Genomic DNA, 24990 nt, shown 5'->3' on the forward strand with positions numbered 1-24990 from the left:
ACACACTCAGATTTAAGGATGTTATCACCCCCGTATGCCTGAACTACCAGAAGTTGAAACGACGCGTCGCGGAATAGCGACGATTATGCCCGGCCATGTATTAAAGCAGTTTGTAGTTTACGAACCCCGCATGCGCTGGCCCGTGCCTTCCGACCTCGGCCGGAATATCAGCGGGCATGAAGTCCAAAGCTGCGAGCGCCGCGGCAAGTATCTGCTGATCAATTTCGCCCACGGGACACAGATCATACATCTGGGCATGTCGGGCTCGCTGCGGCGCGTGACGCCCGACGAGCCGCGGCGCAAGCACGACCATGCGGAATGGATCTTCGACCATGCGCGCTTCCTGCTGCACGACCCGCGCCGCTTCGGCGCCATATTGTGGCACGACAATGCCGACGGGCCGCTGGCCGCCCACATATTGCTGGCCAGGCTGGGAATAGAACCCTTCGACCCTTTGTTCACGCCCGGCTACCTGCATGAACACCTGCGGGGTAAGACCCTGGCCATCAAGCAGGCCTTGCTGGCCGGCAATATCGTGGTCGGGGTGGGCAATATCTATGCTTCGGAAGCGCTTTTCCGCGCGCGCATCAACCCGCGCACGGCCGCCGGCGCCATTTCGCTGGAACGCTGCCGCCGGCTGGCCGCCGCCATCCGGCAAACCCTGGGCGAGGCGCTGGAATCGGGCGGCAGCACGCTGCGCGATTATGTCAATGCGACGGGGCAGCCGGGCGCCTATTTCGAAGTCTATGCGGCGGTCTATGAAAAAGCGAATCAGCCCTGCGGCATTTGCGCCACCCCAATAAAGCGTATCGTGCAAGGACAGCGGGCCACGTATTATTGCCCCAAGTGCCAGCGGCGCTAGCCGCGGCATGCGGGGCGGCCATGAGGCGCGAGCTCTCCTTCGATAGCCTGTTTAGGCGGCGCGCGTGCGGGGCTGCCCTGATTGCGTATTAGTCTATAACGAATCAATTGCACATTAACGAATAGTGCGATATATTTTTAGCCAATACAAGGAGACTGCAATCCCATGAGCAAACAATTCGCCTCCCACGCCGACCTTGAAGACAAGGCCGTCTCGTTCGAGAAACTTTCCGGCAACGCCTATGCCTACACCGCCGAAGGCGATCCCAATTCGGGCATCATCGTCGGCGATGACGCGGTCATGGTGATCGATACCCAGGCCACCCCCGTGATGGCGCAGGACGTGATCCGCCGCGTCAGGGAAGTCACCGACAAGCCCATCAAATACATCCTGCTGTCGCATTACCACGCCGTGCGGGTGCTCGGCGCATCGGCCTACGAGGCCCAGGAAATCATCGCCAGCCGCGATACCTACGACCTCATCGTCGAGCGCGGCGAACAGGACAAGGCCAGCGAGATCGGCCGCTTCCCGCGCCTGTTCCGCAATGTCGAATCGGTGCCGCCGGGCCTGACCTGGCCCACTATCACCTTCGACGGCGAAATGACCGTCAATCTCGGCAATCTCGAGGTCCAGATCCTGCAAGTGGGCCGCGGCCATACCAAGGGCGACACCATAGCCTGGCTGCCCGAACAGCGCATATTGTTCGCCGGCGACCTGGTCGAGTATCAGTCCACCCCCTATGCCGGCGACTGCTATTTCCGCGAATGGCCCCACACGCTGGATACCCTGGCCGAGTTCAACGCCGAGAAAATGGTGCCGGGCCGCGGGCCGGCGCTCAAGTCCGCCGATGAAGTCCGCAAGGGCCTGGCCGGCACGCGCGCCTTCCTGACCGATCTGTATTCCTGCGTCAACAATGGCGTCGCCGCGGGCAAGGGCTTGAAAGCGATCTACCGCGAAACCTATGACTTCATGAAGCCGCGCTATGCGGACTGGGTCATTTTCGATCACTGCATGCCCTTCGATGTGTCGCGCGCCTACGATGAAGCCACCGGCCACGACGATCCCCGCATCTGGACGGCGGAGCGCGACATCGAGATGTGGAAGCAGCTGGAAAGCTGAGCGCTGCGCGGCAAGCAACACCGCGGCGACGCAAGACGGTCAGGGAAAAAAAATAAAAACCGCGGCGCAACCACCAGACAGGAGCATGGGGTGGGAGACATCGACTATCAAGCCATAGAGCTTGAATACAAGCCGGCGCAAGGCGCCAGCCACCACGGCATCGTGGTGGTGGGCGGCGGGCCGGTGGGCCTGAGCATGGCGCTGGACCTGGCCCTGCACGGACAGAAGGTGGTGGTGATCGACGACGATCACCGCTTGTCCACCGGCTCGCGCGCCATTTGCTTCGCCAAGCGCACGCTGGACATATGGGACCGCCTGGGCGCGGGCGAACGCATGGTCCGCAAAGGCATTTCCTGGAATGTGGGCCGGGTCTATTTCAAGGACAAGGAAGTCTGGAACTTCGACCTGCTGCCCGAGCCTGGGCATCGCCGGCCCGCCTTCATCAATCTGCAGCAATACTATTGCGAAGGCTATCTGTACGAGCAGGCCGCCGCGCATCCCGGCATAGAGCTGCGCTGGCGCCACAAGGCCGTCGCGGCGCAGGAGCGCGACGGCCTCGTGGCGCTTACGGTCGAAACGCCCGACGGCTCCTATGCGATGACCGCCGACTGGCTGATCGCCTGCGACGGCGCGCGCTCGCCCATACGCAAAATGATAGGGCAGGAAAGCCGCGGCCGCAGCTTCCGCGACCGCTTTCTCATCGCCGATATCAAGACCCAGGCCGATTATCCGCATGAACGCTGGTTCTGGTTCGACCCGCCCTTTCACCCCAACCAGTCGGTGCTGCTGCATAGCCAGCCGGACAACGTCTGGCGGGTGGATTTCCAATTGGGCTGGGACGCGGACCCGGCCGAAGAAATCAAGCCCGAAAAAGTCGCGGCGCGCATACGCGCATTGCTGGGCCCTGAGGCCGAATTCGAACTGGAATGGGTCAGCGTCTATACCTTTGCCTGCGAACGCATGGAAAAATTCCGCCATGGCCGCATACTCTTCGCCGGCGACGCCGCCCATCGAGTCTCGCCTTTCGGCGCGCGCGGCGCCAACAGCGGCGTGCAGGATACCGACAACCTGGCCTGGAAGCTGGACCTGGTCGTGCGCGGCCTGGCGCCCGAGTCTCTGCTGGACAGCTATGCCAGCGAACGCGAACAGGCCGCCGACGAGAACATCCTGCATTCATCCCGCGCCACCGATTTCATTACGCCCAAAAGCGAAATCAGCCTGTTGTTCAGGAACACCACGCTGAGGCTGGCCAGGGACTATGAATTCGCGCGCAAGCTGGTCAATAGCGGCCGGCTTTCCCTGCCCTCGGCCTACACCGGTTCCAGCCTGAACACGGCCGACGCCGACGACTTTTCCCCCGCCCTGCCATTGGGCGCCGTAGCGCCCGACGGCCCGCTGCGCGTGGCGGGAAACGCCGCCTGGTGGCTGGGCCAGCTCGACGGCCGGTTCACGGTCGCCGTCTTCTGCCCCACCGCCCTGCCCGATCCCGGCCTTCTGCATGAGCTTGCCGGCCTGCAGGGCGGGCCGCTGCGGGTGAAGGTGGTGCTGGTCCTGGGCGCCGGCGTGGCCGGCCCGGCGCCGGACGGGCTGGCATCGGTGCAGGACCATGACGCTGTCCTGGCCGGGCGCTATGATGCGCGGGATGGCGCCTGTTATCTGATCCGGCCCGACCAGCATATCGCCGCGCGCTGGCGCAAGCCGGACAAGCGCCGCATTCTTGGCGCCTTGCAACAGGCGGCGGGCTTACCTCCACAGGAGGCATCATGACGCAGCTATTCACGCAATCCAACTTTGCCCTACCCGATGAATTCTACGAACGCCTCATCGATGCGCATCGCGACTTGAGCACGCAACAGAGCCACGCCATGAACGCGGCCCTGGTGCTGCTTCTGTCGAATCACATCGGCGACATGGGCGTCGTCGCCGACGCGCTGGCCAAGGCCCGCGCAGTCGCCCAACATACGGACTGAAGCCCATTTTCCAGGAGCCATGCGCGATGAACACACTCAAATACCAAACCGGCTTCGGCAACGACTGCGCAACCGAAGCCCTGCCGGGCGCCCTGCCGGTGGGGCGCAATTCGCCCCAGGTCTGCCCCTACGGCCTGTATGCCGAACAATTGTCCGGCACGGCGTTCACGGTTCCGCGCGCGGAAAGCCGCCGCTCCTGGCTGTATCGCATCCGCCCCGCCGCCCTGCAGCAGCCCTTCCAGCCCTTCGATGGCGCCGAGTCCTGGCTGCATCAGTTCGGCTCGGGGCCCGTCACGCCCAACCGCCTGCGCTGGAATCCACTGCCCATCCCCGCCGAGCCCGCCGATTTCATCGAGGGCATGCGCACCTGGGCGGGCAACGGCGACAGCGACGACCTGAGCGGGGTGAGCATCAATCTCTACGCCGCCAACCGCTCCATGGCGCGCCGCTTTTTCTACAACGCCGATGCCGAAATGCTGATCGTGCCGCAGGAAGGCCGCCTGCGCCTGGCCACCGAACTGGGGCTGATCGACATCGAACCCTGCGAAATCGCGGTCATTCCGCGCGGCGTGCGCCTGCGCGTCGAGCTCCTGGACCAGACGGCGCGCGGCTATATGCTGGAGAATTTCGGCGCGGTGCTGCGCCTGCCCGAACTGGGTCCGATAGGCTCCAATGGCCTGGCCAATGCGCGCGACTTCAAGACCCCGGTCGCCTGGTACGAGGACATCGAGGGCGACTTCGAACTGATTGCGAAATTCACGGGCGCCTTCTGGCGCACATCGCTGCCGCACTCGCCGCTGGACGTCGTGGCCTGGCACGGCAGCAACGCCCCCTACAAGTATGATCTGCGCCAGTTCAACGCCATAGGCTCGATCAGCTACGATCATCCCGACCCCTGCATTTTCACGGTGCTTACCTCGCCTTCGGACACCCCCGGCGCCGCCAACATGGATTTCGCCATTTTCCCGCCGCGCATCCTGGCCATGGAAAACACCTTCCGCCCGCCCTGGTTCCACCGCAATATCGCCGGGGAATTCATGGGCCTGATCCAGGGCGTGTACGATGCCAAGGCCGAGGGCTTCTCGCCGGGCGGCGCCAGCCTGCACAACTGCATGACGCCCCATGGCCCGGACGCCGGAACCTTCGAGAAGGCGTCCAGCGCCGACCTCAGCCAGCCGCACTACATACGCGACACCATGGCCTTCATGTTCGAAACGCGCCGCGTCATCCGCCCCACCCCCGCGGCCTTGTCGTCGGACACGCTGCAAAGCGACTACGATGCGGCATGGTCGGGCTTCAAGAAACACTTCAATCCGGACAAACCGTAAGGACTCGAGGATGCAGACCCGCATGGCATACCTGAACGAAACGCATGACCCGGCCCTGCAAAGCTGGGTCGATTCGGCCAACATTCCGGACAATGGCTTCCCCATCCAGAACCTGCCATTCGGGGTTTTCCGGCCGGCCGCAAGCGCGCAGGCATTCCGGCCGGGCGTGGCGATCGGCGACCGGGCGCTGGACCTGGCGGCGCTGGCGCGGGCCCGGCCGTGGCCCGGCGCGGCCGGCGAGGCCCTGGCGGCCTGCCAGGCGGACAGGCTGAATGGCCTCATGGCGCTCGGACCGGACCATTGGTCGGCCTTGCGCCTGCAGCTATCGCGCGCCCTGCGCGGCGGCTCGCCCATGCGGCAAGCGCTCGAGCCCTTGCTGCACGATCAGGCCGGCCTCGAATTTGCGCTGCCGGCGCATATCGGCGACTACACCGACTTCTATATTTCGCTGCATCACGCCACCGCCGTGGGCAGGCAGTTCCGTCCCGACAACCCCTTGCTGCCCAATTACAAATGGGTCCCTATCGGCTACCACGGGCGCGCCTCTAGCATAGGCGTCACCGGCCAGAAATTCCCGCGGCCCGTCGGCCAGACACGCCCCGCCAGCGAAGGCGGCGAGCCCGGCTTCGGCCCCTGCGAGCGCCTGGATTACGAACTGGAGCTGGGCATCTTCGTCGGCCAGGGCAACCCGCAGGGCGAGCGCATCGCCATCACCGGGGCCGAGTCGCATGTGTTCGGCCTTTGCATACTGAACGACTGGTCGGCGCGCGATCTGCAGGCCTGGGAATACCAGCCACTGGGCCCCTTCCTCGCCAAGAATTTCGCCAGCACCATTTCCCCCTGGGTGGTCACGCTCGAAGCCCTGGCGCCCTTCCGCACGGCGTTCCAGCGCAACGCCGGTGACCCGCAGCCCTTGCCCTACCTGGATTCTCCAGACAACCAGGCGGCGGGGGCTTTCGATATCGGCCTGGAAGTCTTGCTGAGCACGCAGCGGTCGCGCGCCGCCAAGCTCGAGCCGGCCCTTCTGTCGAGCAGCAATTTCAGGCACGCCTACTGGACCGCGGCCCAGCTGGTGGCGCACCATACCGTCAATGGCTGCAATCTGCAGGCCGGCGACCTGCTGGGCACGGGCACGCTGTCCGGCCCGGACCAGGGCCAGGAAGGCTCGCTGCTGGAGCTCAACCAGGGCGGGAAAAAGCCCGTCGCGCTGCCATGGGGCGAGGAGCGGTTTTTTTTGCAGGACCATGACGAAGTCATCTTGCGCGCCCGATGCAGCAAGCCGGGCTACCCCACCATCAGCCTGGGCGTATGCGCCGGCACCGTCCTGCCCGCCAGGCTTTAATCTGGCAAGCGGACCGGGTCAGGGAGCCAGCATCTTGCCGGGGTTCATCAGGCCGTCCGGATCGAGCGCGCGCTTGATGCGATGCATGATGGCGAGCTCGACGGGATCCTTGTAGCGCGGCAGGGCGTCGCGCTTCAACTGGCCGACGCCATGCTCGGCGCTGATGGAGCCGCCGAACTGGTGCACGCTGTCGTGCACCAGTTCGTAGATGGCATCCTGCCTGGCCAGAAGCTCATCCTCGGTGCAGGCCTGGCCCTTGGCGACGTTGTAGTGCAGGTTGCCGTCGCCCAGGTGGCCGAAAATCACATGTTCTATGCCCGGGAAGCGCGCCTGCAATGCCGCGTTGGTGCTGCGCACGAAGTCGGCCATTCTGGATACCGGGATGGAGACGTCGTGCTTGATGCTTTTGCCGAAGGCCTTTTCGGCCAGCGGTATGCTTTCGCGCAAATGCCACAGCGACTTGCTTTGCGCGATGTTTTCGGCAATGACCGCGTCGAGCACCAGGCCCGCCTCGATGGCCTCCCCGACCACGGTTTCGAAACGCTCGCGCGCATGCTCGGCGCTTTCGCTGTCGGACAGCTCAAGCAAGGCATACCAGGGCAGCCCGGCCGACTCGCCCTCGAAGGGAATGCGCTGCTGCGGATAGCACTGGACGACGCCCTGCAGGCAACCGCCGGCTATCAGTTCGAAGCCGGTAAGCGCCGCGCCGAAACCCTTGCGCGCGGCCGACAATACCGACACCGCGTCTTCGATCGAATTCAGCGCCAGCAGCGCCGTGCACTGGGCCACGGGCAGCGGATAGAGTTTCACCGTCGCCGCGGTGATGATGCCCAGCGTGCCTTCGCTGCCTATGTATAGATTCCGCAAGTCGTAGCCGGTGTTGTCTTTGCGCAGGCCGCGCAGCCCGTGCCAGATCTCGCCCTCGGCCGTCACCACTTCCAGCCCCAGCGCCAGGTCGCGCGCATTGCCGTAGCGCAGCACCTGGGTGCCGCCGGCATTGGTGGCCAGGTTGCCGCCCACGGTGCAGCTGCCCTCGGCCGCCAGGCTCAGCGGAAAGAGGCGCTGGGCGTCGCGCGCGGCCTGCTGCACCGACTGCAAAATGCAGCCGGCCTCGACCACCATGGTGTCGTTGTCGGTATCGACGCTGCGTATCTTGTTAAGGCGCGCCAGCGACACCACCACGGCGGCGCCGCTGGCGTCGGGGGTCGCCCCGCCGCACAGGCCGGTATTGCCGCCCTGCGGCACCATGGGCACCTTGTTGGCCGCGCACCAGCGCACGACTTGCGCGACTTCTTCGGTGGAGCCGGGCTTGACGACAGCCAGCGACTTGCCGCTGTAGCGGCCGCGCCAGTCGACGGTATAGGATACGGCCTCTTCGCCGGTCAATACATGCTGCCGGCCCAACATCTGAACTAACTCGTCCACACGACTCATTATTTACCTTCTTCACGAATGAAATGCCCGAAAGCCCATTTTAAGGCAGATACAGAATATCGCCGAGCGATACCTTTGGTCGGCACTGGCGGGCCGAATCCGCCATAATCACGGTCAAGACTCTGACTTTTCAAGGACGCATCGTGACCGATACCCCCGCCCTGCCCGGCGCCGTTTTCAAAGCCTACGATATTCGCGGCACCGTGCCCGAACAGCTCAATCCCGGATTCGCCCACCTGCTGGGCCTGGCCCTGGCGCAGCGCGCCCGCAGCGAGGGCATCGCAGCGCTGGTGGTGGGCTACGATGGCCGGCTCAGCAGCCCCGAACTGGCCCAGGCCTTGCAGAAAGGCCTGATGCAAGGGGGCATAGACGCCATAGACATCGGCATGGTCCCTACCCCCGTCGTCTACTTCGGCACCCACACACAGCAAACCGGCTCGGGCGTCGCCATCACTGGCAGCCACAATCCGCCCAATTACAATGGTTTCAAGATGATGATGGGCGGCAAGACCCTGCATGGGGAGGACATACAGGCCCTCAAGCGCGCCATGACGGAGCTGGACGCCGGCGCGGCGCATCCGGCGCCCGGCAAGCTGAGCAAGCTCGATCTGCTGGACAACTATGTGGAGCGCATCAGCGCCGATGTCAAGCTCGCCCGCCCGATGAAGATAGCCATAGACTGCGGCAACGGCGTCGGCGGCGTGGTGGCGGCCCGCCTGTTCAAGGCGCTGGGCTGTACCGTGGACGAGCTTTTCTGCGAGGTCGACGGCAGTTTCCCCAACCATCACCCCGATCCGGCGGACCCGCACAATCTGCAGGACTTGATCCGGCGCGTCAAGGAAACGGATTGCGAGCTGGGCCTGGCCTTTGACGGCGACGCGGACCGGCTGGGGGTGGTGACCAAATCGGGCGAAATCGTCTGGCCCGACCGCCAGTTGATTCTATATGCGCTCGATATTCTGCAGCGTCAGCCGGGCTCGACGATTATTTTCGACGTCAAGTGCAGCCGGCATGTGGCCCGTTCCATCAAGGAGGCGGGCGGCAAGCCCCTGATGTGGCAAACCGGACATTCGATGATCAAGGCCAAGCTGGCCGAAACGGGCGCGCCGCTGGCCGGGGAAATGAGCGGGCATATTTTCTTCAAGGAACGCTGGTACGGTTTTGACGACGGCCTATACACGGGCGCCCGCCTGCTTGAAATCCTGTCCCGCCATGAGCAGCCTTCGGTCCTTCTGGAGGCGCTGCCGCAGGATATTTCGACGCCGGAACTCAAGCTGGAGATGCAGGAAGGCGAGCCGCATGCCCTGATCGAGCGGCTGCAGAAGGATGGCGATTTTCCGACGGCGACGAGCATAGGCACGATAGACGGCGTGCGGGCCGAGTACAGGGATGGCTTCGGCCTGGCGCGCGCTTCGAATACCACGCCTGTGGTGGTGTTGCGTTTCGAGGGGGATACGCCGGAGGCGCTGGAGCGCATCAAGGCGGAGTTCCGCTCGGCATTAAGCGCGCTGTCGGCGGACATTGCGCTGCCTTTCTAGCCGTCACTGAGCATCTCATAAAGATCCACATGCGTCTGCACGATCTTGCGGATATCGAATTCGCGTTCCGCCAGGCGCCGGCCCGCCTCGCCCATTTGATGCCGCAGTTGCGCGTCGCCGGCCAGGCGCATGACCGCATCGGCCAAGGCCCTGGCATTACGCACCGGCACCAGCAGACCGGATACCCCCGGCTCGATGGCATCCCGGCAGCCCGGAACATCGGTCGTCACCACCGCCCGCCCGCAAGCCGCCGCTTCCACCAGCGACCTGGGCAAACCCTCGCGGTACGAAGGCAGTACCGCGATATGCGACTGCTGGTACAGCGCGGCAATGTCCGAGCGTTCGCCCAGGCATTCGACCACCCCTTCGCGCTGCCACCGGGCGAACTCCTCCTCGGAGACACTGGCCGGGTTGCCGGCGTCCGGCCCGCCCGCCAGCACCCAGCGCAAGCCGCCGGCGTGGCCCGCCGCCAGGCGGGCCGCCTCGACGAACTCGACGGCGCCCTTGTCCCGCAGCAGACGCGCCGCCATGATCGCGACCGGCGGGCCGTCCGGCTCGGGAACCGCCTGGAATTCGTTCAAATCCACGCCCGATCCCCGTATCAGCACGACCTGCTCGGGCCTGACCACTCCGGCCTTGCGCAATACATCGCGATCGTTGACGTTCTGGAAAATCACCCGGCTATTGGGATGGCCCAGCGCCAGCCGGTAAAGCAGGGTGGCGGCCAGGCGCAGAAAATCAAGGCCCTGGCCGCGCTTGGTAAAGACAAAGCCGAGGCCGGAAATGGCGGCGACATAGGCCGGCACGCCGGCAAGGCGCGCCGCAATGCCGCCATACAACACCGGCTTGATCGTCACGGCATGGACCACGTCGGGCCGCAAACGCCGGAACAGCCTCCACAAGGCGTAGATACTTTGTGTTTCCTGCACAGGGTGCTTGCCGCTGCGCGACATGGGAATGACATGGTGCGCGAGGCCATGCTCCACGATCTGCGGCACCGACGGGCCGTCCATGGTCGCCACATGCACCTCGAAGCCCGCCCGCTGCGCGCCCAGCGCCAGCGGCAAGCGGTGGGACAGGAAAAACGCGGGATTGTTCACCACGAACAACAAGCGCCGCGGCCGGCCCGCCCTGCCGCCGCCCGCCCCGGAATATGAAGCGTCCATCGCCGGACCGGGCCGGCGCGGATAATCCTGCGCCAGGCGCCGCCACACGACATGATAGGCGTCCACCATGGCCTCGAGGCTGAACAATCGCCCTACCCGCTCGCGTCCCTGCCGCAAGCGCTCCCGCATCTGCGCGGTGCCCAGCTGGGCCACGGCCTGGTCCATGGCCTCGGACAAGGCCGCGGGATTCTGCGGCGGCGCCACCCAGCCCGCATCGCCGACGATTCTGGCGGCGTCGCCCACGTCGGTCACCACGCATGCCACGCCCGTCGCCATGGCTTCGGCCACCACGTTCGGAAAGCCTTCGGCGCGGCTCGACAATACATGCAGGTCCAGCGCGTTCATCAACCTGGGGACATCATCGCGCCGGCCCAGCAGCTTCACCTTGCCGGCTATGCCATGGCCATTGATCAAGGCCATGAGCGCCTCGTTGGACGCGTCCATGCCATGGCCTATCAGCACGCAGCGCAGCGATGGATCGCGGGCCGCGCTCAGCGCAAAGGCGGCCAGCAGATTGGCGTGGTCCTTCAAGGGATTCCAGCGCGCCACGCTGCCGATCACGCCCGCCTCGCCGGCCCAGCCCCATTCGGCCCGCAATTCGGCGCGCGCCTGCTCGTCGGGCTGCCAGCAGGAAAGGTCGTAGCCGTTGGGAATGACCAGCATGCGGTCGGCCCGATAGCCCCATTGCCGGTGGCGCTGCGCGGCATTGTCGGCGCACGCCACGATCACTCCGGGCACCAGCCGCGACAACCGCGCGCACAGCCACGACAAGGCCTTGGCCGAGCGGCTGCTTTTTTGCAGGTCGGCGCCCGAGTTGCGTATGCCCCAGGCGACGGCCTTGATGCCCGCCAGGCGGGCGGCCAGGCCGCCTATCAGGTCGGCGTGATACATCCAGGTCTGCACTACGTCGGGATTCAATTGGCGCAGCAGGCGATGCAGGCGCCACAAGCCCTTGAGCGCCCCGGCGGGCGTCTTCATGTCCAGCGTGTAGACCGCCACGCCGGCCGCGCGCAGGCGCGGGCCGAACACGCCTTCGTCTCCCATGGAGATCACGCAATGGCGATCGGGCTGGGTGGGCGCGGTCAGCAGCCGGTGCAGCACGGTTTCGGCGCCGCCGTGGCCCAGGCCCGAAATAATATGCACCACCTGCAGTGGCCCGGGGTTCGTGTCCGCGTAGTCGCTCATGCTGTGCCTTCCTGGTCTTGCGGCTCGCGCACGCTGGCTATCAAGCCGTCCCACTGGTGCAATACTTCGTGCAGCTCATAGCGGTCGCGCACCGCGATGGCGGCATGCTTGCCCAGCACATCGCGCAAAACGGGATCGGCCATCAATTGGCCCAGCGCGCCGGCAAGCGCCTGCTGGTCGCCCAGCGGCACCAGCAGGGCGTCTTCTCCGTCGTTGCTTATCTCGCGCGGGCCGCTGGGGCAATCGACCGTTACGCATGCCAGCCCCAGCGCCATGGCTTCCAGCAGCACATTGGGGAAGCCCTCCACCTCGGACGTCAGGACAAAGACATCGGCCTTGGCCAGTTCCTGCCAGGGCTCGGCGCTGCGGCCGGGCAGGAATGCCCGCGCCTCCAGCCCGCCGTCCCGGATCTGCTGCGTCAGGCCGGCGCGCAGAGGGCCCTCGCCCCAGATATACAGGTCCCATTCCGGGAAGCCTTCGGCCAAGGCGGCAAATGCCTGTATCAGCGACTCGAAGCGCTTGATCGGCACCAGCCTGCCCATCGCCACCAGGCGGCGGCGCTGGTCGGGGTCCGGAACAGGACGCGCCGTGAAAGGCCCCGCCAGCTCCGGCGGCAAGGGGTTGGGAATGACAGCCAGGCGCTGCAGCGCCGGCAGCATTTTGCGGAAAGGCTCGGCACTGGCCTGGGCCTGCACCGTGACCAGGCTGGCCCAGGGATAGGTATGGCGGCGCAGCCAGGCCAGCGTCTTGCCGGCGCTGGTGCTGACCGCCGGATTGGTTCTTTCGCAGACGATGGTGGGCACGCCCAGCCCGCGGGTGGCCAGCAGCACCATCACGTTCACGTTGGTCAGGAAGGAAATAATCACGTCGGGCCTGGTTTCCTTGACCAGGCGCCGCATGGCGAACCACTTGCGCACGCTGGCCAGCCGCGTCTTGCCCAGCCATCCCATGCGGTCCGCCAGCCATATCAATTTGACGCCGCGGTCGAGGCGGTAGAACAGCCTGCCTTTTTTCGTGTAGCTGGGAACCAGTATCACCTGGTCGCCGCGCGCCGCCCAGGCGCTGGCCAGCGTGGCCGCCACCCGTTCGGCGCCCCCGGCATGCATGGAACTGACGAAAAACAATATTTTCATGAGTGCCCCGCGCCCGCCGCCGAGTTATGCTCCAGCCATGCCTGCGTCATCAGAATGCTCCATAAGTGGGTGCTCCAGTCGCGTTTGCCGGCCTGGTGCTCCTGCCATTTGCGCACGATAGGCTCGGCGTGGAACAGGCCCTGCTGGCGCAAGCGCGCAGGGTCCAGCAAGGCCGCCGCCCAGTCCCGCAGCGGCCCGCGCAGCCACGCGGCCAGCGGAACCGAGAAGCCTTTCTTGGGCCTGTCGACCATCTGGCGCGGCACATGCTTGTACAGCAATTGGCGCAGCAGCCATTTCCCCTGGCCGTCCCGTATCTTGTAATCGCGCGGCAGCCGCTGCGCAAACTCGAACACGCGGTGGTCTATCATCGGCACCCGGGTCTCCAGGCTGGCCGCCATCGCCGCCCGGTCCACCTTCACCAGGATATCGTCAGGCAGATAGGTTAGCGCATCGAGCAGCATCATGCGTTCGAAGATGGCGTCGTCGGACGGCTCGTCGAACGCCGTCGCGGGAATATCGGCGCCTATCACCACCTGCGCCGGATCTTTCCAGTACGACACGAATTGCTGATAGAACTTGCCGGAGTGGTCCGCCGCCAGCACTTGCGCCAATTTGTCGAACTGTTCGCCGGCGCGCCCCGCGGCTAGCCATCCGGCGCCCAGGCGCGCCGCCGCGGCCATGGGACCGCGCAAGGGCGCCGGGATGGATGCGCGCTTGTCCCACCAGCGGCTGGCGCGAAAATAACGCGAATAACCGCCGAACAATTCATCGCCGCCGTCGCCGGACAATGCCACCGTTACGTGGCGGCGCGCCATGCGCGTCACCAGTATGGTCGGAATCTGCGAGGAATCGGCAAAGGGCTCGTCGTACAGGCCTCCCAGGCCGGGAACCACCGCCAGCGCATCGCCGGCGCTGACGTAGAGTTCGGTATGGTCGGTGCCCAGATGGGCGGCAACGGCCTTGGCGTGTTCGGCCTCGTTATAGGCCGGTTCATTGAAGCCGATGGAAAAGGTCTTGACGGCCTGCGCATTGTCTTTCTGCATCAGCGCGACGACGATGGACGAGTCTATGCCGCCGGACAGGAAGGCCCCCAGGTCGACGTCGGAAATCATCTGGCCCTTTACCGCCGAGGCCAGCACGGTTTCGAGCGCCTGCACGGCCTCGCCGTCCGACCCGAAGGACAGGCTATTGCCGCGGGCCTGCCGCGCGACTTCCCGGGCCGACCAATAGCGCTGGGCCAAGGGCAGCGCGCCATGCTGGCGCTGCTCCTGCGACAGCTGGAGCCAGGAGCCCGGCTCCAGCTTCCTGATCGCGCTGTATATGCTGAAAGGGGCGGGAATATAGTTGTGGCGCACCAGCAGGGACAAGGCCTTGCGGTCCGGCTCTTTATTGAAGCCCGGTATGCCGGTAAGCGCCTTGAGTTCCGAGGCGAATACGAAATTGCCGGCGACAAAGCCCATATACAGCGGCTTTTCGCCCATGCGGTCGCGCATCAGCGTCAGCGTGCGCTCCTGGCGATCCCACAAGGCCATGGCGAACATGCCCACGGCCGCCTGCAGGGTGCTCTGCACGCCCCAGGCGGCGAACCCGGCCAGTATGGTCTCGGTATCGGAGTGCCCGCGCCAGGCGGGTGCATGCCCCTGGGCCTGCAGATCGGCGCGCAGCTCCAGATGGTTGTAGATCTCGCCGTTCAACACCAGCGCGTAGCGCCCGCAGGCCGATATCATGGGCTGGTGCCCGGCCTCTGTCAGGTCCAGGATGGCCAGGCGCACATGGCCCAGCGCCAGGCCGGCCTGCTGGTCTTCCCAATAGCCCTCGCTGTCCGGGCCGCGATGCCGCAAGCTGCGGCATCCGGCCCCGACCACGGCCCGCTTGTCCGGCAGGGCGCCCCATATTCCAACGATTCCACACATAGTCTGCTCGCTTCCAGGCTCGCGGCCTCAATGGACTTCAAATAAATGGCCCCACAAGGCCATCACCCGTGTCGTGGAAAACCGGTCGCGCACGTCGACGGCGCGCCGCGCATAGGCAGCGCGCTGCTCCCGATGCGCCATCATGTCCGACAAATGGGCGGCCAGCGCTTCGTCGTCCTCGGCAGGACGGACCAGCACGCCGTCGATGCCATTGCGCACGATTTCGCGCGGCCCGGTCTCGCAATCGAAAGCCACCGGCGCCAGGCCGCTGGCCATGGCTTCCAGCAAGGTATTGGACAGGCCCTCGACGCGCGAGCTCAGCACATACAGGTCGGACTGCGCGTACCAGTCGCCCACATTGCCCACCCGCCCCGGCATGCTGACGCGCGCCGCCAGGCCGGCTTCGTCTATCTGGCTTTGCAGCGCGTCGCGGCAATCGCCCTCGCCCAGGATCACCAGGTCCCAATCCGGAAACTGCCTGGCTACCGCGTGGAAAGCCCGTATCAGCAGATCGAAGCCTTTGTGCGGATGCAGCCGCCCGGCGGCCAGCAGGCGCAGGCGCCCATCGCGCGGCGGCGGCGGCAGCAGCGGCTCGGCGCGATCCAGAGGCCAGCGTACCGCGTTGGGGATCACGGTCACTTGCGAGCCCGGCACGTGCTCCCGCAGCCACGCGGCCGTGCCCGAGGTGAGCGCCACCACCGCCGCCGCCCGGGGATAGGCCCAGCGCCGCAGGCGCAGCCACATTTCGGGCAGCTCCTGCGAGGGCGGGTGGGTATGTTCGGTGGCGATCACCCGGCAAGGCTGGCCGCGCGCCGCGACGATGGCCAGGACCGACGCGGTCGTCATCATGCCCAGCACGATGGTCGGGCGCTCGCGCTTGATCAGGCGGCGCAGGGCCCACACGCGCCGCAGGTTCGCGATGGCGGCGCTCAGCCTGCCGGTGCTGAAAGCGGCCGTCCCCAAGGCATAGCGCTTGACCGCCGCGTGCAGGGGATATACGTCCGTGCCGGCGTCGGCCTGGGTGACCAGCGTGACCTTGTAGCCGCGCTGCACCCAGTAGGCGCTCAAATCGGCCGCCACCCGCTCGGCCCCCCCGCCACTCAAGGAATGGATGACTATCATCAGGTGGGGTTGAAAACGCAAAGAACTCAAGACAATACCTGTATCTGAAAAACTAACTGGACGTCTTCGCCAAAGGGGCGGGACGCAAGGCCACCACGACATAGCAGGCATACGACAAGGCATACATCATGCTGGTCGCCAGCATGATCCCCGCGGGCCCCATGACGGGGGCCAGTACCTGATTCATGATCGCCTTCAGGACAAAATTGGCCACGGCTATCATGGCCATGATCCGGTAGCGATTCTGGCTGGCCAGCAACTGGACCAGTATCAGCACGCCAAAATAAAACGGCAATTGCAACAGACCCCAGCGCAGCACATGGGCCACCGTCTGGGTATTCTGCGCAGTGAAAGCGCCGCGCTCGAACAGCAGGCTGACGCCCCACGGCGCCAGCACCCAGCCGGCCAATGTCACGGCGGCGCCGCCCAGCAGCATCAGCACCGACCACTTGAGCGCCGTGGACCGCGCCCGCCCGGGGTCGCCGCGCCCGTGTATATCGGCCAGCACGGGCAGGGCCGCGCGCCCCACGGACGCCGCGCCTATTCCCAGCAGCAGGGACAACAGCCGGCTCGCATAGCCCAGCGTGGCGTTGGCATTGGCGCCCAGATTGGCCGCCGTATACTGGTCTATCGGCCCGACGAAACTCATGGCCACCTGCCCTATCAGCATCACGCCGGCCGCCTTGACCAGGTCGGGCCACTGGTGGGAAGCCAGGCTCAGCCTGGGCCTGCCCCACATGCCGTCGGCCTTGGCCGCCAGCCAGAGCAGCCATACCGACTGGATCAGGTAGCCGGCCAGCGTGCCCCACAGCAGCGGCCCCACATCCCCGGCCGTGGCCGCCAGCATGACCCAGGCCAATATGACCACCGCCGGCACGCTGTCGAGCAAGGTGTTGATATGCCGCTCGTGCGCCCGCAACCGCGCCGCGCTGATGCCCGTCATCAGGGTGAACAGGGCCGCCGGGGCGAACGCCAGGGTCAGCTGCTCGCTCATGCGGCGCGCCTCGGCGGGCAGCCCCTGCCCCGCGAAATCCAGCACCCACGGCCAGGCCGCGTAGGTCAGCACCGCAAGCACCGTGCCCGCCGCTATCACCCAGCCCTGCAATTCTCCGAGAAAACGCGCGCGGCTGGCGCGGTCCTCGTAGCGGGTGCGCACCAGCACGGGTATCAGCACCACCGACAAGGCGCCGACGATGGTGATAGGCAGCCAGTTCGCCATGGTCATGGTGAACTGGTAGGCATCCACGACGTCGCTCACCCCGTAGCGGTAGGCCACCGCCATTTCCTTGAAAGCGCCGGCCGCTTTGCCCAGCAACAAAAAAAAGGCCACACGCATCGCGCCTTGCGCGATGCGTCTGTGGTCGGAGTGCAGGCCGGAAAGTCGCTGCTTTAAGGTTTTCAAGCTAACGCAAGAACTGCGTATACCAGGGCATGGAAACTTCCAGGCCCTGCACGATATTGTGCATAGGCTCATAGCCCAGCAATTGCTTGGCCTTGCTGATATCGGCTTGCGAATGGCGCACGTCGCCGGCGCGGAATTCGCTGTAGACCGGCGGCTTGTCGTAGACGATGCCGTTATTGCCCAGGGCCTTGGCCAGGTATTCGAACAGCTCGTTGAGGCTGGTGCGGGCGTTGAAAGCCACGTTGTAGACTTGGTTGACCCCGTCCGGCTGCGCCAGGGCCGCCAGGATATTGGCCTGCACGACGTTGTCGATAAAGCAGAAGTCGCGGCTGGTTTCGCCGTCGCCATTCACGACGACGTCTTCGCCGCGTATCATGGCGGCCACCCATTTGGGGATCACGGCCGCGTAGGCGCCGTTGGGGTCCTGGCGCTTGCCGAAGACATTGAAATAGCGCAAGCCCACGCTGCCGAAGCCGTAGGCGCGGGTGAAGACATCGGCGTACAGTTCGTTCACGTACTTGGTCACCGCATAAGGCGACAAGGGGCGGCCAATGCGTTCCTCGACCTTGGGCAGGGCTTCGTGATCGCCGTAGGTCGAGCTGGATGCCGCGTAGACGAAGGACTGGACTTTCTCGTCGCGCGCCGCCACCAGCATGTTCAGGAAACCGTTGATGTTCACGGCGTTGGTGGTGATGGGGTCCTGCAGGGAACGCGGCACGGAACCCAGCGCCGCCTGGTGCAGCACATAATCGACGCCCGACACCGCCTTGCGGCAAGCGTCCAGGTCGCGGATATCGCCTTCCTGGAAGCTGAAATTCTCCCATTGCTGCGGGGTGACGGTTTTCTGGACTTCGTCGAGGTTGTACTGGTGGCCGGTCGCGAAGTTGTCCAGGCCGACCACTTTCTGGCCCATCTGCAACAGTGTTTCCAGCAGGTTGGAACCGATGAAGCCCGCGCACCCGGTAACCAGCCACACTTTGGGTTCCGACTGCAGGTTTGCAGCCACTTCCTGATAACGAGTACTCATATAATGCCTTTCAACTTTCTGAATTACAGCCGCAGATCGGATTCGTCGGCAGTCAATACATATTTAAGATCATAGAGAACGTGCTCGGGCTTGCCCAGGGCGCGTATCGCCTCGCAGCCCATCGCCACGAACTGCTGGTGCGACACTGCGAGAATGATTCCATCGTAGGCTCCTGCCTCGAGGCTTGCAACCGGCGCGATGCTATATTCATGCATGGCCGCTTCCGGATCGACCCAGGGATCGTAGACATCGACTTCGATGTTGTATTCGCCCAGCTCGCTGACGATGTCCACGATGCGGGTATTGCGCAGGTCGGGGCAGTTTTCCTTGAAGGCCAGGCCCATGACCAGCACCTTGGAACCCTGCACCTGGATGCGCCGCTTGGTCATGAGCTTGACCAGTTGCGACACCACATAGCCGCCCATGGAATCGTTCAGCCGGCGCCCCGCCAGGATGATTTCCGGGTGATAGCCGATAGACTGGGCCTTGTGCGTGAGGTAGTAGGGATCCACGCCTATGCAGTGCCCGCCCACCAGGCCCGGCCGGAACGGCAGGAAATTCCACTTGGTGCCCGCCGCTTCCAGGACGGCCTGGGTATCGATGCCCATTTTATTGAAAATCAGGGCCAGTTCATTGATCAGCGCGATATTGACATCGCGCTGGGTGTTTTCAATGACCTTGGCGGCCTCGGCCACGCGTATGGACGGCGCCTTGTGCGTGCCGGCGACGATGATCTGGCCATACAGCGCGTCGACCAGGTCGGCGATTTCCGGCGTCGAGCCGGAAGTGACCTTCTTGATCGTCGATACGCGGTGCGCCTTGTCGCCCGGATTGATGCGTTCCGGGCTGTAGCCCGCGAAAAAATCCTGGTTGAAGCGCAAGCCCGAGATGCGTTCGAGCACGGGCACGCATTCTTCCTCGGTCGCGCCCGGATAAACCGTGGATTCGTAAATCACGATGTCGCCGCGCTTGAGCACCTTGCCTATGGTTTCGCTGGCGCGCACCAGCGGCGTCAGGTCCGGCTGCTTGTATTCATCGATGGGCGTGGGCACGGTCACGATGAATACATTGGCTTCGGCCAGGTGGGTCGGTTCGCCGGTGAAGCGCAAATGGGTGGCTTCGGCAAGCTCCTGGGCGTCGACCTCCAGCGTGTGGTCCTGTCCGTCCTTCAGTTCGGATATCCGGCGGGCATTGATGTCGAACCCCAGGACCTGGCGCTTTTTACCGAACTCGACCGCCAGAGGCAGGCCCACGTAGCCCAAACCAACTACGGCAAGTTTCACATCTTGAATTTCCAACTTGTTCTCCCAGGCAATATGCGTAAAGAAAGAAGACGAATCTTATGAAGAGGCCTATTTGCGGCGATTGTCGCGGCCCAGCGAAGGCAATAGCAGCCATGCCGGGCGGCGCCATGACACCAGGCGCGAATACAGCCAGATGTACACCCAGCAGAACACCGCCAGGCTGGCGCATAGCGCCCAGGCGTTGTCCCAGAATATAGTGGCCGGCACCAGGCCGATCAGGGCCAGCACCCATAGGTAGGGCGAGGCCATGGCATTGCACAGCGCCGGCACCGCATGGCGGCTGTCGCGGCTGAACGTGACGCGCACCAGACGCCGGAATACCAATTGATGCAGGTGCAGGGCGTCGGGCTGGTCGACGGGCACGCCGCGCTTGAAGCGGCGGCGCCAGATGGAAAACAGGGTTTCGAAAACCGGATAGAACAGCACGGCGAGGGCGTAAAAGGGCGAAACGCTGGGGTTGCGCACCACCAGTTGCACCGCCAGCTCGGCCAGCATGAAACCCAGGAAGTAGGCGCCCCCGTCGCCCAGGAAGACCCTGCCGAAGGGGAAGTTCCAGACCAGGAAACCCAGAGTGGCCGAGGCCAATGCCGCCGCGATCAGGAAAATGGGTATGTCCTGCACCTGCAAGGCGACCAGGGCCAGCGAAAGCGCCATCAGCGTGGCGATCATGCCAGCCAGACCGTTCATGCCGTCCACGATGTTCAAGGCATGCGTACAGCCTCCGACGGCGACCATGGTGAACAATAAAGAGATGGGCCAGAAAGAGAGTATCCAGTCGGCCCAGCCCAGGCCGACCCGCGCCACGCCGCCCAGCAGCCACCAGGCGATGGCGGCCGAGATGAAGGCGGCCAGCAGCCGCTTGCCCGAGCCCACGTCCTTGGTGATGTCCTCGAGCAGCCCGGCCACGAAAACGGGCATGGCGGCGATGAACAGGACCGGCCACAGCCACGTCAGCGTCATATTGCTGGGCCCCAGGACGAGCAGGCCGGCCAGGGTTCCCGCCAGCACTGCCAGGCCGCCTACCCGCGGCGTCGCGCGCGTATGGGAAGCCTGCGGCTTTTTCATATCGGTGTCACCGGTAAATGCCCCATGCCAGCGTTCGGAAGCGACAATCAGGCCGCCCACCATGAACGCCACGATACAGATGTAAAACCAGGTAAAAGATCCCCAAAGGTGAGGCGAAATCACACAATCCCCAAAAGCAAAATAAGCATCATCATTATCGGACGTTTCTGTAACAGCTTGGGCTCGGCTCGCAAAATAAATGCAACAAGAAATGTTACCGCGGCCGGCGAGGCTGGCTCGCCGAAGGAAAATCCATACCCGGCGCCACGCAGACGAAACATTACACAAAAATGGAAATAAGGCCATAGGCCAGAAAGCAAAAAATGCCCCATGCGCCGCTTACGCGGTTCGCTATCCACCTTGCGGCCTGCATGCCGCCCGGGCTAGCCTGGCGCAGAGTCCGCAGGGACCGTCTTATGTCCGGGCGCCGCCCCGCCGGGCAGCCCCAAGGCAAAAAAAAGCCCAAGATCTTGCGATCTTGGGCTAAATCCACCAAAGGAGGAGGGTGGAGGAGACAACTGGGGCATGTCGGGCTGCTAAAGCTTTTGGCTTGAGACCGCGTGACCGGGGGTTTTCCCTCTGCAATCACGTTTCGACATCCGATAACCAAAGTGTATAGCGATCTTTTGTGCAATGCAAGATAAATAAGCAAAAAAACATCAGGCGGGCATTTTTGTGGTTTTTTTAAGACTTCCCCCTCTAAAAAAGGCGCGAAAGCAATCCCGTATTAACCCTTGCGCCCCTTGTTTCGTTACAAATAAACCACAAATCAAGCTAAATACGATAGGCCGTCACCGTCATTACCTTGGACATGGCGCGCATCAGCAGCCGCGCCGGCTTGCCAAGTTTTTTCGCGCCGTTGTTCTCGGCAGTCATGCGATGGCCGATTTCGTCGTCGCGCATTTGCTCGACTATGCTGCGCGACCGCAAGTCGCCCGGCGGCAGGTCGGTCAGGTGCTGATTCAGGTGCTGCTCCACCTGGCTCTCGGTTTCGGCCATGAAGCCCAGGTTTCTGGCTATGCCTGCCCGGCTGGCCGCCACGCCCAGGGAAAATGAACCGGCATACCAGAGCGGATTCAAAAGGCTGGGCCGGCTGCCCAATTCCGTCAGGCGCTGGCGGCACCATACCAGGTGGTCCACTTCCTCGTTGGCCGCCTTGCGCAGCAGATTCTGTATTGCTGCGTCGCCGCAAAACAAAGCCTGCCCGCGATACAAAGCCTGGGCGCAGATTTCGCCTACATGGTTAACCCGCATAAGCCCGGCGGCATGCTTTTGCTCGGCGGGCGTCAGCCCTTCGGCCGAACCCCCGGCCACGGCGTGGTCCTGCTTGCCGGCGGGATAGGCGCGTCCCGCGCGCGCGGAACCGTCCAGCACCTGCATGGCGCGCCCCAATTCGGACAGCAAGCCATCCACCCTGCCCAGGCGGCGCGGGAAAACAGAAGCTCCGGGTAATGCATTTTGCTTGACCATTAATATCCTCAACGTACAAAAAAGCCCCCACGCTTCATCGCTTGCGCGGCTCGCTGCCTTGGGGCGGCCCGGCGGCAAAAAACATACAACAAGGAGGCCTGCGGCTCATTTTCGCAGACGGCGGCTGTGCCGGCGTTCGGCCCACAGCCATGCCAACGGCAGCGCCACCGCCAGTGTGACCAACGCCCGGCCGGCCAGTTCCTGGTCGCCCAGCAAATAAAAATTGCACAGGCGTTCGGGATTATCCTGGTAAAGCAGCCCGGCAATGGCCGTCATCCAGGAAAAATTACCCAGGAAGAACAGCTTTATCACCTTGTCGGCCCGTCCCAGCGCATCGAACAACACCATTCCAGCAATAAACAGGCCCAGGAATTTCAGGCAGCCGGCCGTCGCGGACAGCAGAACATGGTCGAGCGATCTGGGTATCATCCAATACGCCAGGACGAATGAAACCAGCAGCAGTCCCGGCACACCGTGTTCATTATATTTCCGATACAGGGCCAGCGCCGCTGGCCGGCGCCAGGACGTGCTGCGCCTGGCCGCGGCCAGGCAGGCCATGGCGGCGAACACGCCGGCGAGCAGGATCATCGGTATATGGGCCAGCATGTGCGTGGCCATGGCGCCGGTCAGCCACCGCCTGAATACGATCGCGCCCAGCAGCAGTATGGCGCTGGCAAGGGCATAGCGCCGCGCGGCGGCGGGGCGGGACAGCCAGGCGGCATTCATGAGCGCCCCTCTTTTCCGGCCTGGGCCGCGGCATAGTCGAGCAGTGACTGCGTATCATCCATGTCCACGATGCGGACCAGCCGCCCCCCGGGCGTAACGATATGGTAGGCGGCGTTGTGCTCGTACTGTCCCCAGGCGGCGGGCACCACCACGATGCCGAAGGCGTCCAGCAAGGCCAGCCTCGGGCCGGCGCCCGCTATCGCCATCGACTGCCAGATGACGGGGTCCGCTGCCATGCGCCGCTCGTACCGCGACAGCAGTTCCGGCGTATCGGCCTGGTCGAAACTGATGCTCAGCAGCCGTACCTTGCCGGCCAGTCCCCGCCCTTGTATCTGCGCCTGCAACTGCTGGAATTGCGCGCCCATCGCCAAGCAGATCGAGAAACAGCGCGTGTACATGAAATTGACGATGGCGACCCGGCCGTCCGAGCGCAAGTTGCGCAAAAGCGTGGTGCTGGCGCCGCTGCCGCCGCGCAGCGGGCTGTCCGGCACGGCGCGCGGATGGCGCAAGACATCCGCCCGGCGGGCCGCCTCCGTGGTCAGCACCGTAAAGCCGTCGGTCTGCAGGCAAATGGCGCCCAGCCCCAGGCCGCAAACCAGCAGAATAGCCGCCAATAGTCTCATGCCCGGCCCGCCCTCACTTCATGGCCTGCAGCTCGGCATCGCCGTTCCATGGCTGGCCGTGAGCGGCGCTGGCCGCGCGCTCGGCCTTGACTGTCGCGGCGTCGACCTTGCCGGCCGCATTGCCGAAGTTTTCGCGTATATGGCTGACGACGGCCGCGATCTCGGCATCGTCCAGCTTGTCCTTGAAGGTGGGCATCTGGCCGTTGTAATGATTGCCGCCCACCGTCAGGTCGCCGGCAATGCCGTGCAGCACTATCTGGATCGCAAGCGACTCCTTGCCGGTCACCCATTCGGACCCGGCCAAGGGCGGGAACACCCCCGGCAGGCCCAGGCCGGTGGCTTGATGGCAGGCCAGGCACTGGGCGGTATAGATCTGGGCGCCATCCACCATCGCGCCCGGGACGGGAGCGGCGACCTTGAAATCGGCCGCGGTCCGGCGATCGCCGTAGGCGGGCGGGTTGTTTTGATAAGTGGCCCACATATAGGCGATGGCAAAGGCGAAGAGCGCGCCCACGATGGTGATGACCAGCCATGGGATAGGCCGGCTGCCCTCATAGGGCTCCGGCATTTCGCGCTGCTGGGCCTGAATTTTCTTCGATCTGTCCGACATCCTGTTCTCCAACGTGTCCTTGCCGCGCCCGGCGTCCGGGCGCCCTGCCCCGCTCGCTATTTGGAGGAATCGGGCGGCGCCTTGACCGGGTAAGTGCGGTCGAGCGCCAGCAAATACGCCACCAGGTCGAGCGCCTCGGGTCTGGCCACTACCTGCTGCCCCACCGGCGCATAGCCGGGAGGAAGGTTGACCAGCTTGTCGCCGGCCTCCGCCTTGTCCTTGACCTCGAACAGAAAGGGATAGGAAGGCATGATGCTGCCCGGCGTGTAGGCGCGCGGCTGATACAGGTGGCCCAGGTTCCAGTCGGCGCTGGGCTGGCGCGCGCCGATATTCAGCAAGTCGGGGCCGGTGCGCATGGTGCCCAGCAAATGCGGCCTGTCGTAAAAATAGTCGCCGGCCACCGGCGCCCGCCCCCAGCCGCGCTTGAAATCGGGCGCCTGGGCCTGCGCGCGCGGCTGCTGGGTATGGCAGTAGACGCAGCCGTTCTTGATATACACCTCGCGCCCCCGCAATTGCTGCGAGGTATAGGGCTTGAGCCCTTCGGATGGCGGCAGATCCGATAGCTGGAGGTAAGGAACGACCACCAGCGTGGCGGTCGCCAGCGCCAGAGTGACCATGGCGCCTCCCAATAATTTGTATTCGCTTTCCATG

21 protein-coding genes and 1 pseudogene are annotated in these 24990 nt (G+C 64.5%); 7 read left to right on the top strand and 15 right to left on the bottom strand.

Annotation, left to right across the window (positions count from 1 at the left end; genetic code table 11):
* Positions 1-34 precede the first annotated feature (34 nt).
* The 6 genes from mutM (at position 35) to fahA (ending at position 6621) form a co-directional block, all read left to right on the top strand.
* A complete protein-coding gene (gene mutM, locus BUB23_RS03385; RefSeq protein ID WP_073101703.1) occupies positions 35-862 on the top strand; it encodes a bifunctional DNA-formamidopyrimidine glycosylase/DNA-(apurinic or apyrimidinic site) lyase in 828 nt (275 codons plus the stop codon).
* A 165-nt stretch (positions 863-1027) separates the two neighbouring features.
* Positions 1028-1981, top strand: a complete 954-nt coding sequence (locus tag BUB23_RS03390) for an MBL fold metallo-hydrolase (protein WP_073101704.1) — start codon at positions 1028-1030, stop codon at positions 1979-1981.
* Between the two features lie 90 nt (positions 1982-2071).
* Positions 2072-3748, top strand: coding sequence for an FAD-dependent oxidoreductase (locus BUB23_RS03395; protein WP_073101705.1), 1677 nt, complete (start codon positions 2072-2074; stop codon positions 3746-3748).
* Positions 3745-3951 (top strand): DUF2783 domain-containing protein, encoded by a 207-nt coding sequence (locus BUB23_RS03400; protein ID WP_073101706.1) that lies wholly within the window; start codon positions 3745-3747, stop codon positions 3949-3951. The genes BUB23_RS03395 and BUB23_RS03400 overlap by 4 nt, the downstream gene beginning before the upstream one ends.
* Positions 3952-3977: 26 nt before the next feature.
* Complete coding sequence (hmgA, locus tag BUB23_RS03405) at positions 3978-5279, top strand: homogentisate 1,2-dioxygenase (protein ID WP_073101707.1); 1302 nt, start codon at positions 3978-3980, stop codon at positions 5277-5279.
* Between the two features lie 22 nt (positions 5280-5301).
* Positions 5302-6621, top strand: coding sequence for a fumarylacetoacetase (gene fahA, locus BUB23_RS03410; RefSeq protein WP_073101708.1), 1320 nt, complete (start codon positions 5302-5304; stop codon positions 6619-6621).
* 18 nt (positions 6622-6639) lie between these two features.
* On the opposite strand, the gene BUB23_RS03415 is transcribed toward fahA, so the two are convergent.
* Positions 6640-8055 (bottom strand): FAD-binding oxidoreductase, encoded by a 1416-nt coding sequence (locus tag BUB23_RS03415; protein ID WP_073101709.1) that lies wholly within the window; start codon positions 8053-8055, stop codon positions 6640-6642.
* Positions 8056-8198: 143 nt separating this feature from the next.
* Between BUB23_RS03415 and BUB23_RS03420 the strand changes: the two genes are divergently transcribed.
* Complete coding sequence (locus BUB23_RS03420; protein WP_073101710.1) at positions 8199-9593, top strand: phosphomannomutase/phosphoglucomutase; 1395 nt, start codon at positions 8199-8201, stop codon at positions 9591-9593.
* Here BUB23_RS03420 and BUB23_RS27645 read toward each other — a convergent pair.
* The 14 genes and pseudogenes from BUB23_RS27645 to BUB23_RS03485 form a co-directional block, all read right to left on the bottom strand.
* Positions 9590-10759, bottom strand: a complete 1170-nt coding sequence (locus tag BUB23_RS27645; RefSeq protein WP_342743823.1) for a glycosyltransferase family 4 protein — start codon at positions 10757-10759, stop codon at positions 9590-9592. The genes BUB23_RS03420 and BUB23_RS27645 overlap by 4 nt on opposite strands.
* 171 nt (positions 10760-10930) lie before the next feature.
* Positions 10931-11944: pseudogene (locus BUB23_RS27650) on the bottom strand (glycosyltransferase); the annotation flags it as partial.
* Positions 11941-13077, bottom strand: a complete 1137-nt coding sequence (locus BUB23_RS03430; protein WP_073101712.1) for a glycosyltransferase family 4 protein — start codon at positions 13075-13077, stop codon at positions 11941-11943. The gene BUB23_RS03430 and the pseudogene BUB23_RS27650, both read right to left, overlap by 4 nt.
* Positions 13074-14990 carry an asparagine synthase (glutamine-hydrolyzing) gene (gene asnB / locus BUB23_RS03435; protein WP_073101713.1) on the bottom strand — a complete coding sequence of 639 codons (1917 nt, stop codon included), beginning with the start codon at positions 14988-14990 and terminating at the stop codon, positions 13074-13076. The genes BUB23_RS03430 and asnB overlap by 4 nt, the downstream gene beginning before the upstream one ends.
* A 27-nt stretch (positions 14991-15017) precedes the next feature.
* The gene (locus BUB23_RS03440; protein WP_073101714.1) at positions 15018-16112 is read right to left on the bottom strand and encodes a glycosyltransferase family 4 protein; all 1095 of its coding nucleotides are present in this window, start codon (positions 16110-16112) and stop codon (positions 15018-15020) included.
* A 52-nt stretch (positions 16113-16164) separates the two neighbouring features.
* Positions 16165-17514, bottom strand: coding sequence for a murein biosynthesis integral membrane protein MurJ (murJ, locus tag BUB23_RS03445; RefSeq protein WP_073101715.1), 1350 nt, complete (start codon positions 17512-17514; stop codon positions 16165-16167).
* Between the two features lies 1 nt (position 17515).
* Positions 17516-18541 (bottom strand): SDR family oxidoreductase, encoded by a 1026-nt coding sequence (locus tag BUB23_RS03450; RefSeq protein WP_073101716.1) that lies wholly within the window; start codon positions 18539-18541, stop codon positions 17516-17518.
* Positions 18542-18564: 23 nt separating this feature from the next.
* Positions 18565-19839 carry a Vi polysaccharide biosynthesis UDP-N-acetylglucosamine C-6 dehydrogenase TviB gene (gene tviB / locus BUB23_RS03455; protein WP_073101717.1) on the bottom strand — a complete coding sequence of 425 codons (1275 nt, stop codon included), beginning with the start codon at positions 19837-19839 and terminating at the stop codon, positions 18565-18567.
* A gap of 54 nt (positions 19840-19893) precedes the next feature.
* Entirely contained in the window at positions 19894-20973 is a 1080-nt protein-coding gene (locus tag BUB23_RS03460) for an MraY family glycosyltransferase (protein WP_073101718.1), read from the bottom strand.
* Positions 20974-21684: 711 nt separating this feature from the next.
* A complete protein-coding gene (gene coq7 / locus BUB23_RS03465; RefSeq protein WP_073101719.1) occupies positions 21685-22380 on the bottom strand; it encodes a 2-polyprenyl-3-methyl-6-methoxy-1,4-benzoquinone monooxygenase in 696 nt (231 codons plus the stop codon).
* Between the two features lie 105 nt (positions 22381-22485).
* Positions 22486-23106, bottom strand: coding sequence for a hypothetical protein (locus BUB23_RS03470; RefSeq protein ID WP_073101720.1), 621 nt, complete (start codon positions 23104-23106; stop codon positions 22486-22488).
* The gene (locus BUB23_RS03475) at positions 23103-23729 is read right to left on the bottom strand and encodes an SCO family protein (RefSeq protein ID WP_073101721.1); all 627 of its coding nucleotides are present in this window, start codon (positions 23727-23729) and stop codon (positions 23103-23105) included. Before BUB23_RS03475 ends, BUB23_RS03470 begins: the two co-directional genes overlap by 4 nt.
* 13 nt (positions 23730-23742) lie before the next feature.
* A complete protein-coding gene (locus BUB23_RS03480) occupies positions 23743-24339 on the bottom strand; it encodes a c-type cytochrome (RefSeq protein ID WP_073101722.1) in 597 nt (198 codons plus the stop codon).
* A 56-nt stretch (positions 24340-24395) separates the two neighbouring features.
* Positions 24396-24989, bottom strand: coding sequence for a cbb3-type cytochrome c oxidase subunit II (locus BUB23_RS03485; RefSeq protein WP_073101723.1), 594 nt, complete (start codon positions 24987-24989; stop codon positions 24396-24398).
* Between the last annotated feature and the right edge of the window lies 1 nt (position 24990).

Source organism: Pollutimonas bauzanensis (assembly GCF_900129885.1).
In the GTDB taxonomy this organism is placed as follows: Bacteria; Pseudomonadota; Gammaproteobacteria; order Burkholderiales; family Burkholderiaceae_B; genus Pollutimonas; species Pollutimonas bauzanensis.